Source organism: Microbulbifer maximicatervae (SeqCode) (assembly GCF_052467305.1).
Window position 1 is genome coordinate 2,329,221 of record NZ_CP174306.1, and the last position, 17,219, is coordinate 2,346,439.

General features: G+C 48.3%; 15 protein-coding genes and 1 riboswitch. Of the genes, 4 read left to right on the forward strand and 11 right to left on the reverse strand.

What is annotated here, in order from left to right:
- Nucleotides 1-29: 29 nt before the first annotated feature.
- From cobU to ACJJI4_RS10325, 6 genes are read right to left on the reverse strand one after another with little or no spacing between them, the layout of a single operon-like run.
- The gene (cobU, locus tag ACJJI4_RS10300; protein WP_444928000.1) at nucleotides 30-578 is read right to left on the reverse strand and encodes a bifunctional adenosylcobinamide kinase/adenosylcobinamide-phosphate guanylyltransferase; all 549 of its coding nucleotides are present in this window, start codon (nucleotides 576-578) and stop codon (nucleotides 30-32) included.
- Nucleotides 571-1,353, reverse strand: a complete 783-nt coding sequence (locus ACJJI4_RS10305) for a heme ABC transporter ATP-binding protein (protein WP_444928001.1) — start codon at nucleotides 1,351-1,353, stop codon at nucleotides 571-573. Before ACJJI4_RS10305 ends, cobU begins: the two co-directional genes overlap by 8 nt.
- Nucleotides 1,353-2,375, reverse strand: a complete 1,023-nt coding sequence (locus tag ACJJI4_RS10310) for a FecCD family ABC transporter permease (RefSeq protein WP_444928002.1) — start codon at nucleotides 2,373-2,375, stop codon at nucleotides 1,353-1,355. The genes ACJJI4_RS10305 and ACJJI4_RS10310 overlap by 1 nt, the downstream gene beginning before the upstream one ends.
- On the reverse strand, nucleotides 2,372-3,880 hold the full coding sequence (locus ACJJI4_RS10315; protein ID WP_444928003.1) for a cobyric acid synthase: 1,509 nt from the start codon (nucleotides 3,878-3,880) through the stop codon (nucleotides 2,372-2,374). The genes ACJJI4_RS10310 and ACJJI4_RS10315 overlap by 4 nt, the downstream gene beginning before the upstream one ends.
- Before the next feature lie 12 nt (nucleotides 3,881-3,892).
- Nucleotides 3,893-4,507, reverse strand: a complete 615-nt coding sequence (gene cobO / locus ACJJI4_RS10320) for a cob(I)yrinic acid a,c-diamide adenosyltransferase (RefSeq protein WP_444928004.1) — start codon at nucleotides 4,505-4,507, stop codon at nucleotides 3,893-3,895.
- A 37-nt stretch (nucleotides 4,508-4,544) separates the two neighbouring features.
- On the reverse strand, nucleotides 4,545-6,401 hold the full coding sequence (locus ACJJI4_RS10325) for a TonB-dependent receptor plug domain-containing protein (RefSeq protein ID WP_444928005.1): 1,857 nt from the start codon (nucleotides 6,399-6,401) through the stop codon (nucleotides 4,545-4,547).
- Between the two features lie 103 nt (nucleotides 6,402-6,504).
- Nucleotides 6,505-6,652: riboswitch (cobalamin riboswitch) on the reverse strand.
- 552 nt (nucleotides 6,653-7,204) lie between these two features.
- Here ACJJI4_RS10325 and ACJJI4_RS10330 point away from each other — a divergent pair.
- Nucleotides 7,205-7,576, forward strand: a complete 372-nt coding sequence (locus tag ACJJI4_RS10330) for a BlaI/MecI/CopY family transcriptional regulator (protein ID WP_444928006.1) — start codon at nucleotides 7,205-7,207, stop codon at nucleotides 7,574-7,576.
- Entirely contained in the window at nucleotides 7,569-8,780 is a 1,212-nt protein-coding gene (locus ACJJI4_RS10335; RefSeq protein WP_444928007.1) for a M56 family metallopeptidase, read from the forward strand. Before ACJJI4_RS10330 ends, ACJJI4_RS10335 begins: the two co-directional genes overlap by 8 nt.
- Before the next feature lie 219 nt (nucleotides 8,781-8,999).
- On the opposite strand, the gene ACJJI4_RS10340 is transcribed toward ACJJI4_RS10335, so the two are convergent.
- The 4 genes from ACJJI4_RS10340 to ACJJI4_RS10355 all read right to left on the reverse strand — a co-directional run bounded on the left by ACJJI4_RS10340 (nucleotide 9,000) and on the right by ACJJI4_RS10355 (nucleotide 11,755).
- On the reverse strand, nucleotides 9,000-9,518 hold the full coding sequence (locus ACJJI4_RS10340; RefSeq protein ID WP_444928008.1) for a hypothetical protein: 519 nt from the start codon (nucleotides 9,516-9,518) through the stop codon (nucleotides 9,000-9,002).
- A gap of 278 nt (nucleotides 9,519-9,796) precedes the next feature.
- The gene (locus tag ACJJI4_RS10345) at nucleotides 9,797-10,423 is read right to left on the reverse strand and encodes a LysE family translocator (protein WP_444928009.1); all 627 of its coding nucleotides are present in this window, start codon (nucleotides 10,421-10,423) and stop codon (nucleotides 9,797-9,799) included.
- A gap of 54 nt (nucleotides 10,424-10,477) precedes the next feature.
- Entirely contained in the window at nucleotides 10,478-11,167 is a 690-nt protein-coding gene (locus tag ACJJI4_RS10350) for an RDD family protein (RefSeq protein ID WP_444928010.1), read from the reverse strand.
- A 234-nt stretch (nucleotides 11,168-11,401) separates the two neighbouring features.
- The gene (locus tag ACJJI4_RS10355) at nucleotides 11,402-11,755 is read right to left on the reverse strand and encodes a DUF1428 domain-containing protein (RefSeq protein WP_444928011.1); all 354 of its coding nucleotides are present in this window, start codon (nucleotides 11,753-11,755) and stop codon (nucleotides 11,402-11,404) included.
- 141 nt (nucleotides 11,756-11,896) lie between these two features.
- On the opposite strand from ACJJI4_RS10355, the gene ACJJI4_RS10360 reads away from it, so the two are divergent.
- A complete protein-coding gene (locus tag ACJJI4_RS10360) occupies nucleotides 11,897-12,847 on the forward strand; it encodes an IS5 family transposase (protein WP_444928012.1) in 951 nt (316 codons plus the stop codon).
- A gap of 1,002 nt (nucleotides 12,848-13,849) precedes the next feature.
- Here the strand turns inward: ACJJI4_RS10360 and ACJJI4_RS10365 are convergent.
- Complete coding sequence (locus tag ACJJI4_RS10365) at nucleotides 13,850-16,579, reverse strand: family 20 glycosylhydrolase (protein ID WP_444928013.1); 2,730 nt, start codon at nucleotides 16,577-16,579, stop codon at nucleotides 13,850-13,852.
- Between the two features lie 139 nt (nucleotides 16,580-16,718).
- Here ACJJI4_RS10365 and ACJJI4_RS10370 point away from each other — a divergent pair, with 139 nt between their 5' ends.
- Nucleotides 16,719-16,934, forward strand: coding sequence for a hypothetical protein (locus tag ACJJI4_RS10370; protein WP_444928014.1), 216 nt, complete (start codon nucleotides 16,719-16,721; stop codon nucleotides 16,932-16,934).
- Nucleotides 16,935-17,219 lie beyond the last annotated feature (285 nt).

Below are 17,219 nucleotides of genomic sequence, written 5' to 3' on the forward strand. Positions count from 1 at the left end.
CAGTCTCAGTCTCAGTCTCAGGTGATTCTTTACTTTACAGTGAGCGGCAAACCTGCAATTGCCAAGGTGACGCTATCAGCTCGCTCGGCTAATGCCTGATGAAGCCAACCTGCCGCATCCACAAATTCCCGCGATAACTGCCCAAGGGGCACAATACCCGAACCGACTTCATTACTGACAAAAATCCAAGGTGGGGTATTACCGTTAGCGAGAGTACGCCTCTGATCGATACATTGCAGAAGCGCCTCTTGCTCACACTCCCAAACGCCCTGATGAAGACAGTTGCTCAACCACAAAGTGAGGCAGTCCACCAGTACACAATGGGACTCAGGAGCTGTAACCAGAGCCTCGGCCAGTGCAGTAGGTTCTTCCAGGGTCTGCCAGCGATGATCCCGATCTTCCCGATGTCGAGCAATACGGGTAGACATTTCTTGATCGCCCGCAGTAGCCGTTGCCAGGTAGGTAAGTCCACCATCGCTACTGCTGCTTAGCCACTGCTCCGCGCGCTGTTGCGCGAGCCGGCTTTTTCCGCTGCGTGCGCCTCCTAGTACCAGATGTACACCACTGGTGCTAGACATCGGCAATCACCAGGGATTGACCGGTTACCGGGTGTGGCATCACCGTGACACTGTAGCCGTAAAGCTGCTGCATATTCTCCGCAGTCAATACATCCTCTGGATTTCCGTAGGCCATACTGCGCCCCTGCTTTAAGGCGAGGATTCTGTCGCTATAGCCGCTGGCATGGGCCAGATCATGGACTGTCATTACCACAGCTACGCCACTTCGCGCGAAGTCTCTTACCGCTCTCATCATTCCATATTGGTGTGCAATATCCAGGCTGGCAGCGGGCTCATCTAATAAGAGGAGCCGCTCTCCCCCATCCTCTGCCCGCCAGATCTGGGCCATCACCCGAGCCAGTTGCAAGCGCTGCTGCTCGCCGCCGGATAACGTTGGGTACAGGCGCTCAGACAAATGACTAACATCCAGCGCAGCCATGGCTTCCAGGCAGATTTCTCGGTCCCGGTCAGTGCCAGTGGAATGCGGAGTTCGACTGAGGGCGACCAATTCCAGCCCGGTAAAGGCAAATGTCAGCGGGTTATTTTGCGGCAGGACGGCAACTTGCCTGGCTCGATTGCGGGCCGACAATTTTGAAAAAGAGTTACCTTTAAAGTGGACCTGCCCGGAATCCATCCTGACTTCACCGCAAAGGGCACGCAGCAGGGTCGACTTCCCCGCGCCATTGGGGCCAATCACACAAACCAGCTCGCCGACATCTACCTCCAGGTTGATATCTTGCAACAGCGGCCGATTATCGACACTAACCGCAACTCCCTCCACCTGTAGCAGAGCCATTAAATTGCCCCCCTGCTTTTACGCAACAAGGAAACAAAAAAAGGCACCCCAATCAGTGCGGTAATCAGCCCTACCGGGATCTCCACCGGGGCAATAATGGTTCGTGCCAGGGTATCGGAAACTAGTAATAAACTGGCTCCAGCCAGGGCAGAAAGCGGCAACAGTTGCCGGTGATCAGGTCCTACCCACAAACGCACTATATGGGGCACTACCAGCCCCACAAAAGCAATACTGCCGGCTACAGCAACCGAAGTGCCCACTCCAGCCGCAACAAGCACTACCAAACGGGTTTTTACCCGCTCCACATCAATACCGAGGTGCCGCGCCTGGGATTCTCCCAATAAAAGAACATTTAGTGAGGTGCCGAAGTGGGACATACTGGCAAGCAAAGCGCCCAGCACGGCCAAAACCAGAAAAGCGCGAGGATAGCTCGCTGCATCCAGCCCTCCCATAAGCCACAGGCTCATACGGCGCAGGGTGTCATTATCAGCAAAGTACTCCATTAGCCCGATCAGGCTTGCGGAAAAAGCGGTAACGGCAATCCCCATTAGCAACATGGTGGCCACGGAAGTGCCATTAATACTTTTCGCCACTTTGTAGACCAGTGTCACCGCTAAAAGGCCGCTGAAAAAAGCAGCTATGGATACAACGGGTAAACTCCCAAACGCAGCGGCAACCTCCGCTCCTAGCAGGATGGCCAAACAAGCACCGAGAGAAGCCCCTGCGGTAACACCAATCAGGGATGGGTCAGCTAGAGGGTTTCGAAATAAGCCTTGCAACATTGCCCCGCAGATGGCGAGGACAGCACCCACTCCAGCGGCCAACAGCGCCCTTGGCAATCGTATTACCTGAACAATATCCCCAGCGAGCCCACCATCGCCCTGGCCACTGATCGCGGCAAATAATTGTGAGGGTGAGAGATACACTGCCCCTATGGCAACGGCAGCAGAAAAACTAAGGGCAAGTACTGCGGGCAGTAACCACCAGGCAATATTTAATGCTTTGATACGGGCAACAGTCACTGGGTATCCTCTTGCAACGCTGCCGTCTCCCTGGCTCCCTCAAATTGCTCGAGCCAGTTTCCCTGGATATTCTCGGCAATAGTCTCAGCCAGCCTGTCCAATTGTTGCTGCCGCTGTTCACCCACATCCAGCGGCGTAGAGTCTTTCAACCCACCCCAGGCAAAAAGTGCACTCAACGCTTCGGGTGAATCGAACAGCCCATGCACGTAGGTCGCGAATATCTGTCCATCAGCACTTATTGCACCATCAGGCCTGGAATTTCCGCCTTTATCACAGATATATACCGCTGGAGTTTGCAGAGCTACACCTTCTGTTATACCACAGTGGATTTCATAGCCCTGAACAGGAGTAGCTTCTTTTACTTCATTTTCCAAAGCTAAAAAGCCGGTAATATTTTTCAGTGCCTTGACTGGCTGCAAGCGAGTTGTGAAATCCAGATAACCCAAGCCCGGTTCGTTACCCGGAGTATCCTCTACCCCATCCGGATCCTGTACCTCGCTCCCCAGCATTTGCAAACCACCGCAAATACCCACGAGTTTGCCGCCATAGCGCAGATGCCGATCCAACTGTGCAGGCCAATCGTTTTCTTTTAAGTAGGCCAAGTCTGCCCGTACATTTTTACTGCCAGGAAGAATAATCCAGTCGCACTGAGGGACTGGTTCGAGGACACTGACAAATTGCAGATCGATATCCGGATGCAACCTCAGCGCATCAAAATCTGTATGATTGCTTATGCGCGGCAATACCGGCACTACCACTTTCAATCGAGCATCAGCACCGCTCTGTTGGGTACTAATGGCATCCTCCGCGTCAAGGTAGAGGTCATGGAGATAAGGTAAGACTCCGAGAACTGGCTTGCCGGTATACTCCTCTAACCAGTCGAGCCCCGGCTGAAGTAATTGCAGATCGCCACGAAAGCGGTTGATCACAAAACCGACCACACGCTCTCGCTCTGAGGAAGACAGCAATTCGAGGGTGCCTACCAAGTGGGCGAACACACCTCCGCGATCGATATCGGCAATCAGTATAACCGGGCAATCAACCGCCTCGGCAAAGCCCATATTGGCAATATCGTTTTCCCGCAGGTTAATTTCTGCCGGGCTACCTGCCCCTTCAACTAACACCAGCTCATATTGATCATCGAGCCGTGCGAAGGAGTCCAGCACTGCATTTTGCGCGGTAGCCTTGTAGTGGTGGTAATCCAGCGCCTGCATATTCCCCAGCACTTTACCCTGGATAATAACCTGAGCCCCAGTATCTGAAGCGGGCTTAAGTAACACCGGGTTCATATCGCTGTGGGGGTCGATCCCACAAGCCTGGGCCTGCAGCGCTTGTGCCCGCCCTATCTCACCACCATCCGCCGTAACGGCACTATTGAGTGCCATATTTTGCGGTTTAAAAGGTGCGACACTGACTCCGCGCTGGGAAAAGTAACGAGCGAGCCCGGCCACCAAAGTACTCTTGCCGGCATCGGAAGTCGTGCCCTGAACCATCAACACGGACATAGTGAAAACAACCTAGTAATCTACGCCTTTGCGGGCTTTGATGCCCGCTTTAAAAGCGTGCTTAACATCTTTCACTTCAGATACCGTATCCACTAGCTCTTGTAGTGCACTACCACCACCTCGACCAGTCACCACCAAACTCTGTTCCTGTGGTCGCTGGGCTAGAGTCTCCAATACTTTGGACTCATCCAGGTATTTGTAAGCAAGCATATAAGTGAGCTCATCCAAAACCACCAAGTCATAGGTGGTATCGGTGAGCATTTTTTCTGCCTCTGCCCAGGTTCTCTCTGCAGCAGCAATATCACTGGTGCGATCCTGAGTATTCCAGGTAAAGCCAGTACCCATTTGATAAAGAGTAACTTCCGGGCAATGGTTTTTAAGGAAAAGCTCTTCCCCAGATTGCTGTGCGCCTTTAATAAATTGCACAACGCCCACTTTCTGCCCGTAACCCAGTGCGCGTATCACCATGCCGAAAGCTGAGCTCGACTTCCCTTTGCCATTTCCGGTGAGCAGGACAGCAACTCCACGCTGGATATCGGCTGCTGCAATGTTGGCATCAACCTTCTCCTTGTGTTTTTGCATTGCCTGCTTGTGCTTGGCATTTCGTTTTTGCTCGTCTTCCAACATGGCCACCTCAGTTCAAGAACCTATAAAAGAAAGTGCTTTAGAAGCTGAATTCCACACCAGCATAACCGGCGAGGCCCGCAGTGTTATAGCCAGTGACTTCCACATAATCTTCGTCGGTAAGGTTTTCACCGCGAACAAATACCGTCGTGGCGTTGTTCAGCTGATAACGGACACTGGCATCCAGCACTTGATAATCATCCAGCGAAGAGCCATCGCTATCTACCACATCCGCACTGGAACGCAGGTTCATAACAAGGCTCAAGTCACTAGTAGGCTTATAAGTGAAGCCGAGATTCGCCAAGTGCTTGGGACTGCGGGCTCGGGGAGAATCATCGGCTTCTTCAGCATCGGTGTAGGTGTAATTGGCAGAGAGCAATAGACTGTCAGTCAATTGCGCTTCGACAACAAACTCAGCGCCTTGGGACACGCTTTCTCCACTGCTTTGCAGGTAACCTGTGTAGTCGACCATATCGAATCCGATTTCATTCTCAATGACCTGTTTAAACAGTACGAACTCCAGGTAGAGAGAGTTTTCACCAAAGTATTCAACACCAAGATCCAGGCCTCGGCTCTCTTCCGGCTTAAGAGACGGCAACTCTAATGGAGTAAAAGTTAACCAGTCGAATGCGGTAGCGTTGTAGTCAACTTCATATAAGCTCGGGGCACGGAAGCCAGTGCCGTAACTACTTTTTATTTTTACCGTACCGTTGGCAACATCCTCAAATAAATAGGCTGAGCTGGCGCGGAAGCTGTTATAGCTGCCAAAATCAGAGTTATTGTCATGGCGAAGGCCAAGGGTGATATAAGCCTGATCGGCATAGCTTCCCTGATATTCGGAATAAACTGCCCACTGATCCCGATCCAGGTCTCCTGAAGTATCTTCACGATGCTCTACCCCGTAGACCATTCCATGTTCGCGACTAAACCCGTAGGAACCGGTGAAGTTCAACTTTTCGATATCACCTTCCGCTTCATAAAAGGGCACGCCTTCACTGATATAGGTACGCTGCAAATCAGAACGTGTATAAGCCAACTCCTGCTGACCATCTTCGCCTTTATGAGCTAAGCTGACACGAACACTTTCCTGGCTGAAATCAAAGTTACATTCATCCTGAGAGGGCCAGCCGCAGCGATCATACTCACCTGAAGCATCGGTATCCCGCGCCACAGCCTCAAATCGCCACTGCTCAGAAATATTCCAACCTACACGGCCATGCAAGGTTTCATTATCGTAACCGTCGTCATCTCTCAATTCCGTGTCATAACTACTGGTATTAAAACCATCGGTTTCTGCCGCCGCTGCAGAAACAAAATAATCCAGTGCTTCATTGGCTCCGCTAGCGCTGGCATTGTAGCGTTCAGTATCGAAGCTACCGCCCTCAGCTGACACCTCAAAGCGCTGCCCCTCACCCTCGCGACGAGTCGAGATATCCAGTACACCACCGGCATCGGCTCCGTAGAGCATACCTTGTGGACCGCGTAATAATTCCACGCGCTGCAAGTTGCTGCTCATAATATGTTCAATATGAGCCCCCGCCTGGGTACCGGTTGGGTCAGAAATGTCGATACCGTCTATCTGGACCAAGGTTCTGAAACCGGACTCTCCACGTACCCTTAAGGAGGTTGTCTTGCCCATACCCCCTGTATTGGTAACAGACACGGAAGGCACACTGCGCAAAACATCGGCAAGGGACACCAATCCCCGCTCTTTTAGCTGCTCTTCATCCAATACAGTTACTGAAGTAGCTACCTGGCGCAGCGGCTCGCCCTGACGGGAGCTCACAACAACCACGGTTTCCAGGTCTGGAATTGAAGATTCGGTAACAGTGGATTCAGCAAAAGACGGCGCGCTCACGGCTGACAGTACAGCCAGGCTCAATAAAGATTTTTTCAAGTTTCAACCCCTAAGACAAAAGCACATGGGATCGAGGGAGGAATAGCAATGCGGCACGCCGAAGCGCGAAAGATCGTATTGCAAGATGGTAGCCCTCCGCTCCATCGTGTTTAGAAAAGAGGCCGGTATCGGGCTTACCACTCAGAATACAGGTGGATCACCGTTGCGGGGGCAGCGCCGGATTTCCGGACTTCCCGTTTAACCTTCTCAGCCAATTCAGGGCAGAAGGCACCTCTAATCGTGGTCGCGAAACTAGTGGAAAGGTACCGGAAAGTCAACAGAAGCCAAAAAAGACTACCTTTCGCGTCATAAGTCATCAGACACCTGGCTCTGGAGCCACTCGCGGAGGTCAGTTCCTCCTATTTTAGATACATCGCCTTATTCGGGTTATTTAACCATCAGCAAGTTTTTTTGAGATAACACTCAATAACAATTTACCCACGGAGCAAGGAGGATACAGACAGAAATATGAGAGGTTTTTCGTTCCAAGCACGATTATTACTCAGGGTGATAAAAAATTTTATCCGCTGCCTAAGCAAATAATTTCAAGCATGATCGTTAAATAACCATTATTCAGCACTCAAACTCGTACCTATCAGTCCCTTTCCTACAAAAATATAAAAATCACGTCAGCCTATCCCACGGTAGAACCAAACCTATTAGTTTAATAAACATTCATTATCGCTCACCCCAAGAGCACAAAGCGCAAAGCCTAAGTGTCACCCCAATCCAAGTTATACTTGACAATATAAAACTACACCTGTAGTCTTTAAGGCTAATAGCGTAGTTAAAAGGTCATCGACATGGTTATTTCAGCTTCAGAGCAAGTAATCCTAGAAGTGCTTTGGAGGGATCACCCCCTAACAGTGGGACAGATTATTGAACGGGTACAAGAAACTTCTGACTGGCATCCAAATACTATAAAAACGATGCTGAGCAGGCTGGTAACCAAGGGAACTCTTGAGAGAAGCAAAGATGGCAAACGCTATTTTTACTCTCCCGCTATTTCGAGGGATGAAGTTGTTGATGAGGAAACTAACGGACTCCTGTCACGTTTTTTCAATGGCAAAATGGCTCCCCTGCTTGCACACTTCGCCCAGCATAAAAAGATATCAACTCAAGAGTTAAAAGAAATTGAAGAAATTTTAGACAAGCTGAAGAAGAAAAATGATTGAGTGGTTATATCAAACATCAGTTGAAATCACTTTACTAGTTGGTTTAGTTCTATTGATAAAAGGTTTGGTCCGGCGTTATTTGGGTGCACAGATAGCATTCCTACTCTGGCTAATTCCTTTGGCTAGGTGCTTTATGTGGCAAAAACCAGAAGTCAGCATTGCACTTATTGAGTACCAGGCCTTTTCGGCTGATAACATTTCTATAAAGATATTTCCTAATCCAAATGTTACGGTACTTACTCCCGACTTTTATTTAATCTGGGTCTGGTTAATCGGATTCTCTGCCTGGGTGATCTATAGACTTTTTTCTATATACGCACTTAAAAATCATTTAATCAAAAATCGACAATCTATTCCGGTAGAAGAGATTATCAAAATTCATAAACTATTAGCACTCAAAGCCCACACCATATATAAAACACACATACCTTCCGCTCCATTTGTTACAGGCCTATTAAAGCCTGCAGTATACTTACCGGATGACTTCTATTCACGATATAATAAAATTCAGCAACGCTATATTCTTGCCCATGAACTCTCCCACATAGAACGCAAGGATTTATGGATTCAATTGATCTACGAAATCGTCCGTGCTGTATTTTGGTTCAATCCACTAATTCATATAATCGCACCAATAATCCGAGAAGACCAGGAACTGGCATGTGATCATCGAACCCTAAAAAATAGCAATAACAATGAACGCTTAGAATATGGTCGCGCATTAACAAAACGTTTATACGTGAACATCCTCCCCGCCACTATGGCATTTCTATTAAACCAAAAAGAGAGATTTATCATGCTTGAAAAACACCACAACTCAACAGTAAAAACAACATTAGGTGGCCTCTTTGTTCTTACTATAGGGTTTATTGGCCTAACCCAAACACCACATGTAGTAGCTGATGACTCATCTTGGCCAAAGGAAACCATGCAACTTAACTTTGAGGAGATCCCGCTAAGCGAAATGACTAGAATGATTTTCAACTTCGCCCAACAAGACGTTGTCGGCATTGAACAGCTATCAAATCAAAAAGTTACAATCAAAATTGATTCCGTAAGGCCCTACCATGCGGCAAACACTTTATTAAGGTGTTATGGATTCAAAATGGAGCAACGCGACAATCATTACACTATAATTCAAGAATTTTCAAATATTGATTTTCACGATTCACCTCAAACCTGCGTTAGTTCAGAACTCGGATAAACCAGGCAACTATTTTTAGCAATCAGATTAATAAATAGTACCCCTGAGTATATTCACTCGCGAGTCAGGCGTACTTTCCCTGTCTGAAACACTAACCATACCTACTCATGTCGTGGTCACATTCCATGAATGAGAAGCCATCAGCTTTAGACAAAATGTTTTACAATATTTGACGTTATAAATCATTAACTATAGTACCAAAGAGGAGCATTTACCCCTCTAACTATTATCAAATGCTGCAAGCCAATCTGTGTAATATTTATCCGCATATTGACGAAAGAATGGAAACAACCAAGATGCACTTCTTTCATGAAGATTAAACCCACATCCATCATCAACAAGTACATCTTTGTCAACTATTCCGGAGAGCGCATGATGTAGAGCTGAAGCGCATAGTAGAAATTGCCCTATTGAATCTGCGATAGGCCTAAAATCCCACCCCCCAGCCCCATGCATGGCACGATATACCATTGAATTTCGGTTGCTTTCGGCCAAGTCAACAATGATTGGGTCTGCCCCCTCATCGGCGAATAAAAACCAAGTTTTATCCCAACCGGGTATTGGCTGATTATCAACCGGATTGTAGTTATATCCATTCATCACCCATGACAAGCGCCTGGCACTATAAAGATCAATTGGGTTGCCCACGCCATTAAGATATTGGCTGTGGGCAGGCGCATAGTGGACTCTATACTCTTGAAACTCTTTCGGAAAAACAATATCCCTTTCCTCTTGCAATCGAAAATAGATAGAGTTTCCACCTCCCTGAAGTTAAAAATCTGTCTTTGAAAAACTATGGATCAACTCAATATAATCTTTAATATCCATACTACGTAACTCGCGAAACTACTTGCTGTATTTTTTTTGGGGGGGGTACACATAAAGCAAAGGATGCGGCTTACCCTACTCATCTAACTGCGACCGGCTTACCACCTTACTTCTGACAGCATGAGGAATACTGTATGTTTTACAGAAGCACCCAAAATAGATTTTTGTATATTATTACATACACTTTCCTATTTTGATGCGCCAACTAAAACACAACCAGCACCAACAAAAGTGGAACCAAATATACGACCGAGCAATCGACTTGAGGCCATATTCCTGGATTTTTCTTTAGCACCAAAAACTAATAAGCTATAACAAAATAAACAGCTAAAAGATAATGCCATAAAAGTGAAAACCAGCAAGGAGAACTGGGGCAACAGTGGATCTGACAAGGAAATAAATTGCGGGAAAAGCGCGGTTGTAAATATAATCGCTTTAGGGTTCGTTAAGGCAATTAAGCCCCCTTGAATATACAAACTCAATGCACCTCGCCTAACATTACAAGTTACATCAGCAGAATCCACTCTTCCTATTCCATTTTTCCAAAGCTTAACTCCCATATAAATCAGATATCCAGCCCCGATCATCTTTACCATAGTAAACGCTACGGAAGAGTTAAGGACAAGTACACTCAATCCAATAACTGAAAGCCCGGACATAACAAACAAACCAGATATATTACCCAATGCCGTGAACACACCCCCTCTAACACCGTCCGATAGAGTATTGATAGAGACCAGTAGTGCCGCAGGCCCTGGGGTAGCAGTCGCCAAGAGTGCGATTACGCAAAAGACTAACCAACTTTCAAATGCCATTTAACTCACTTTAATTGAGCATTGTTCCTCAGGGGAAGAAAAATCGGTAGTAGACTAGTAAACTTCCAGCCTTATTCTCCTCGCCCCATATAAGCGACCAGACCACCCCAGCCAAGGAAGCACAAAAACCGAGATCCAAAAGAACAAACTAATTAGAAACTGAATAGAACTTTCCAGCTGACTGCAAACCTGCCTAAAAGCACACAGCTCCGATACTGAAAAAACAGAAATCATAGATGCGAAGAGCATTGAAAGTAATAGATATACACCTACTATAACCAATCTCCGGACCTCTCCTGGATACTTATAGTCTAGCGATTCAGTGCGCTCATCAAGCACCTCATAGCCTGGCAATGAAGCCGGGTCCTTTACAACCACTAGCGACATAGAAAGAAAATCATGCACAGCTTGACGCTTCTTTGATGTAAGAATAGCTATTAGTGAAGGAACCCCTAAGAATAGCTTAAAGAACGTCCTGACAAGTGCCTGGAAAATATTAATTTTTTTATTGGCTCCCACTTTACGGATACAAATACCCATTAGATGATGCCCAACATTCCCACCAGTTAACGAAACCAATACCGGTTCAAATAAGATGATCGGCATTAGAATTAAAGCTGATTGGTACATATCATCTTTAAAGTTGATGCTAGTGCCAATAGCTATTGAGAAGGCAACAACTGCAACTAGCACCAAAGAATCAATCATCAGCGCTCTAAATCTTCTGGATAGTTTGGGGTACATATTTGTTAGACGCTTCTACTTAAAGTGGCTAATTAAAGAAGGGGCCTTATATACCACCTTTATCACTTCATCTAAAGTATTTTTAATAGATCTACACTCCGAAGACACATGCATACCAATTGTCTGTGATACCTTTGTACCATTAAAATACAATCTCATGGCAACGCAGGCTAAAGAGTTGATATTACTCTCAACCACTTATGTTGACATGCTGCAACAACCTACAAATATGCCTTATTCATCCAAAATAATATTAAAACCACCATAGATTAATCTCTTACCATCAAATGGCATAGGGTTCTGATCTGGGTGCATCCTCGGGTCATCCATAACCGCTTGCCACCCAGAATCTCGAACTTCTTTAGAAGGCCAAACGACCCAGGAGAACACTACAGTTTCATTGCCTGCACACTTTACAGCCAAAGGGAACGAGGTTAACTCGCCCTCAGGAACATCATCACCCCAAGTTTCAACAACCTTTAGAGCCCCCTGCTCTTTAAATACTTCTGCAGCAATTTTTGCATGCTGAATATACTCTTCTTTATTGTCTGTGGGTACAGCTGCTACAAATCCATCTGCATAAGACATTTTTAAATCTCCGATATTTTTCTAAATTGAGAATTTACTGCTGAAATTAAACGCAGACTCGCAAAGCACCTCTAAGGAACCTCTAAATAATTCTGAGCCAATTTGGTAGTATTCAGTTATCCGTCAAGACTACGATAGATTATGCACCAAGTCACCTTTGCCGAAGCAGAATATAAGCTAAAGCGCCGTATAACTCGCCGAGAGAAGTTTCTTTCTCAAATGGAAGCCCTCATCCCATGGCAGCGACTAGAGGCTCAGATCACTCCTTGCTATCCACAAGGCAAACGTGGCCGACAGCCATATCTATTAAGTGTCATGCTCCGTATTCATTGCATGCAGCTATTTTACAATCTCAGTGATCCCGCTATGGAGGATGCGCTGTATGAAATTGAATCCATGCGTAGTTTTGCTGGATTGACTTTGAGCGGCCCAATTCCCGATGAAACAACGATTCTTAACTTTCGCCACTTACTGGAGCTGAATCAGCTAGGTACAGCCCTTTTTGATGAAATCAATAAACATCTTGCTGAGAATGGCATGGCACTGCGTGAAGGCACCATTGTAGATGCCACTATTATCTCTGCGCCAACTTCAACTAAGAATAAAAAGAAAGAGCGTGATCCAAAAATGCATCAAACAAGGAAAGGCAATCAGTGGCACTTTGGAATGAAGATGCATATCGGGGTTGATGATGTGCTCGGAGTAATACATAGCGTAGATACAACAGCAGCGAATTCGCATGATGTCACAGCCACAGAGCGAGTCCTCCACGGCGAGGAAGGAAGAGTTTGGGGTGACTCCGGATACATTGGTGCGGAGAAGCGTGAAGAGTTGAAAGAGCGGAAGGTGGATTGGTACATAGCAATGAAGCCGAGCAAGCTGAAAACTCTTCCTGGGCGTGATGCACTCCGTAAGGCGGAAAAGATCAAGGCGCAGATAAGAGCGAAGGTTGAGCACCCCTTTCGCTACATTAAACGGGTATTTGGTTATGACAAGGTCCGCTATCGGGGACTGTTAAAGAATACTGAGCAGCTGTGCTTGCTAGCAGGCTTTACTAACTTACTAATAGGGAGAAAATACTTGGCCACCTAGGGGTGGTGCGCCTGAAATCCGCCAACTGGGGATTTTAGGTGAAAAATTAGGGGCTATTACGCGAAAATTAAGCGTTTTGCGTAGAAAAGTGAATTTTTCAAAAAATTCAGCTTGATTCTAGAAAAATGCTTCATTGATCAGAGGCTCCATAAGTCTCGGAATATTGCTCCAATCTCACGTCTCAATGCTCTAAATAACGCTTTCTTTCTATACTTGGGCACAAATACCACATGGTACCTGTGATAATGTTTCACGTGAGCTTGGCACTGCCAATCTCGCATATGGCCTCCTCAAAGAACTTGCCGGTTCATGGAGGGCATATTTTTACTCCGCACGCCGGAACGGCAGAGCCTTGTCTAGTCTCACCGCCTGAGACGGTGGTTTACCTATTTGTTAATTAATATTAAAAAAAGAAAAGCTCCAGTGGCAAATTGAATTAATGCAACCACAATATTTCTATGGACAACATCAACGTTTGCCACGTTACTGAAATGCCTCCCTTCCTGACCTGCCAATCTGAAATAATAGTAACCACTCTCGAAACCACCTAAGGCTATTTCGCCTTCTTTAGGTAGCGAATAGGTCCTTTCTATACTCCTCTGAGTACTGTTTACGAGTGGTTTTGGTTGGTTTATTTGATCTTGTCATAGAGCACCTCTGCTGCGTAGTTTATCGCTTAAGAGAGTGTCCGTCGTTAGTGGGTAGGATCACCTATCAAATACTCCGAGAGTGTAGAAGTTGATCTTGATAGAGAAGTATCAAGCCTGATCAACTATATTGTTGAAAAAAATAATATGCGAGATAACCAAGCTCTTACTCTTATACTAGAGGTCATAGAGACATTTCTGATAAACGGTAAGAAAATGTGTAGTTAAGTGAGTGTGGGCAGTTTTACATAGCAAATCAATCTCCCTCTCCCAGAAAAAGACGCCGAACAAGATCTCCATTCCGGCACTTCGTACTTAAGGCAGGGCCCCGCGTCGAGGCCCTGCAGCTCAAAGGTTACAATCCGCCGCCCGTCACGCTGACAGACACAGCGCGACTAGTGCGGCGGCCATCAGCGCTGCGCGTTCGGATGGTATCTGCTTTCTCTGCGGGTGTTTCCGCTGTGATAGGACGCCAGGATTCACCATCATGGTACTCGGTGACGAGCCCCGGGAGGGCCTGGGCAACTTTTAAATGCCCTTTGTCATTCAGCGCCCCCGGCACCGGGATGCGATACCCTACCCCGGTAAGATCCAGCTTGAGCAGTTCTTTGTGCCCCAGCGCGGCGGCAAATGCTCCCCAATCCGCATCCAAAGCGGCAACATCAACGAGGCCACTCTCAGCGGAAAACTCCTGTCCTGGGGCCGCATCCAGCTCCCAGGATGCTTGGTGCCATGCCCGCTCGGCCAGGGCCAGCAGCCGCGGGAACATCATATATTCCACTTGGGCGTCGGTGCGAACCACTTCGCTCCACAGATTACCCTGTATGCCGCGTACGCTGGTGGCAAAGCTTGCATCTGCCGCTTTTGCCGACCAGGCATTGCCGTCACGATCAGTAGAGACTTCTGCCAGTTGGGCGGTGATCAGGGGGGCGTAACTGAAAGTCTTGCGTGTGTCGGTATAGCGCGAGGCCCAATAGTAACCAGGCTCCTTCGGGTCGACTTCGTAGGGCATATCGAAATACAAAAAGTCGGAGTGAGATTGCACCACGCCAAATCCGGCGGCGGCGAAGTGTGAGCTTTCATCACCACCACCCCAGACCAGTGGGGCCCAAGAGTTGACATAGTTGTTTTCTGTTGCGAGTTCTTCGCCGGCATCTTTAACTGCTTTAACACCATCATTCCATGCGCCAAGCGTGGGAATTCCGGCGTCGTGGACCTGGGAGGCAACGCGGCGCGCGTAGTAGCTGCCCAGCCCTGAGATGTCGGCGATGGCACCACTGGCAACCAGCTTCTGGCACTGAGGGGAGCCCGACCACGGCTGCTGGCGAGCTCCGGCGTCAACGTCCCCTTTGGCAGGGTCCTGCCCTGGCGCATCTTCGAAGCTGTTGCTGGCGAGAATATTGACAGCCTCATCGCCACCGAAATGCCAGCTTTGCAGCGGATAGCCTGCGCGCTGGTGCATCGCCTGCACTTCCGATATCACTTTGCCTACAAACTGGTAGGTGGAGTCGATACAGGGGTTAACGTAGCTGTCGTCATAGAACTGGACCGACAGGAAACGGCTGCTGTCTTCTGCATCAATCAGTCGGTAGCGCGCAGCCGCTTGCAGATCTGATTCCTTCAGACGACGATAACGCGCCTCCATCGACACAACCGCAGCGCGGGCATGGGCGGGCATATCGAACTCCGGGATTACCTCGATATGACGCTCACCGGCATAGCGAACGATCTCGATGTAATCTTCGACACTGAAATGGCCGCTGCCATTGTTTTCTGTAGTGGGGCCAGAACCCAGCTGCGGCAACAGGCACCGGTTCTCTTCCAGGTCGAAACAGCGGCGAGAACCGATCTCTGTGAGTTCAGGCAGACCGGGCACCTCCAGGCGCCAGCCTTCATCATCGGACAGGTGGAGGTGGAAACGGTTAAGCTTATAAGCTGCCATTTGGTCGAGCAGCTTGAGCACCAGTGCTTTGCTATGAAAGTTGCGGCCCACATCGAGAAAGAGTCCGCGATGAGGGAAACGCGGCGCATCCACAACCCGGGCGGTCGTCAGCGTGGCGGCGCGCACATCGATCAAGCCAAGTAAAGACTGAAGTCCATAGAAAGCGCCCGCCTGGTCTGCGGCAATTATCAGAGCGCCTGTCTCACCCGCCTCAAGCCAGTAGGATTCTGCGGTATTCACAAACTGCTTTGTGTCGATCTCCACAGATACGGGATAGGCTCCGGCGCCTTCACCAGTGAGACCAAATGCACTCAGACGCTGTTTAATAACATCGACAGTCTCTGCCGGCATTGCTCCAGAATTGACAGTGACACCTGCACTGACATCAACGGCTATGCCGCGACTTTCGTGCTGCAAAGGCTTGGGAATAATGCGGGACTTCCACCGATCCCCTTCCTGGACACCGCGCCGGGAAAATTCCTCAAACCGGCTGGTTGCAGTCGCCAGGACATTGGCATCGGCGGATACCCTCTTCCAATTGTCAGGGTGGTTTGTTGGGATCGGTTGTACCAAATCGGCAATGCTGTCAGAGTCGGTGGAATGGATAACATGGGCCTGTCCTTCTGCATCTACAGTGAACAGGCGCGGCATAAAGTCCGATTCGAATTGGAACCAGTACTCGGCGAGAAAATCGAGTTGCAGCGTCTCCCCTTGTGCCAACCCTGGGAAATGGGCCAGTGGCACCAGCCGGTGCAGATCTCCCTTGACATGCTCCAGGCGCAAATCGTCACGGTTTATCAGTGCCAGGGTGCGCCGCACACTGTGGAAATAGAGATTCCATTCCGAAGCACCCGGTGCCAAAGCAGCCTTGCCGGCGTTACTCAGAGATATCCGGTAAGTTGAGCAAATTGCCCCGCTGCCGCCCTCACGCTTGCAACGCTGTGCAAGCTCGTCGCCGGCCGCCTGGTAGTTGGTGAGAACTTCCAGCTGCACCGAAAAATCTTCAGCAATTTGCCGAGCTGAACCCCGTTCCGGGTCGTCGTACCCACCGCAACCGGTCAGGGCGCTCGTCGCTCCCAAGGCCAGGGGGAAGAGTAAAGTTTTAAGCTTGGTCTTGTTTAAGGAGGGGATGGCGCGGAGCATGGGAGTCCTTCTCTATTTTTTATGACACCAGCGATTGCAGGGTTCACAATAGCGAAAAAGACAACGCTGTCAATCAGTGATCGCAGCCCAAGTGCACGGGGCATGGAGCCAAGTAGCTATGAGTGTAAGTTGAGAAAGTATGAAAATTAGTGAGTTCTCAATGGGGCTAGATTTTTGGTGTGGTGATAAAAAATGGCGCTGTACCGACATTGGTTCGCGTGTCATTACTGCAATTTGTATATCGGATCACGAAGATGATCCATCGTGGTTTAACGGACCACCTTATGCTTGCGCAGAATCAGTTTTCGATGAATATGATCAAGAAGGCTGTGCAATCAAGGAGCCAGAGAAATGAACCAGCTCATAACCAGGCCAGGCAATAGCGGCCCCCTAAAGCACCTAGTCGATTTAAGGAGCCTCTGAATAAGACAACTTACCGGTGCGCCCATATTTATTCTTCTGGCTCCGCGTCCATCCACCTGAATCTACCCAACGACAATACGCAACACCTTGCCCATCTAAAACGCTTGCAAAGCCCCACATTTACTGCGACGCAATTCACAAAATGCAAATAGTGGCGGGATTTCATTCAAATTCTCTTTGACGGACAGCAATTAGTCTCTTTCCGCATTGCGATTAC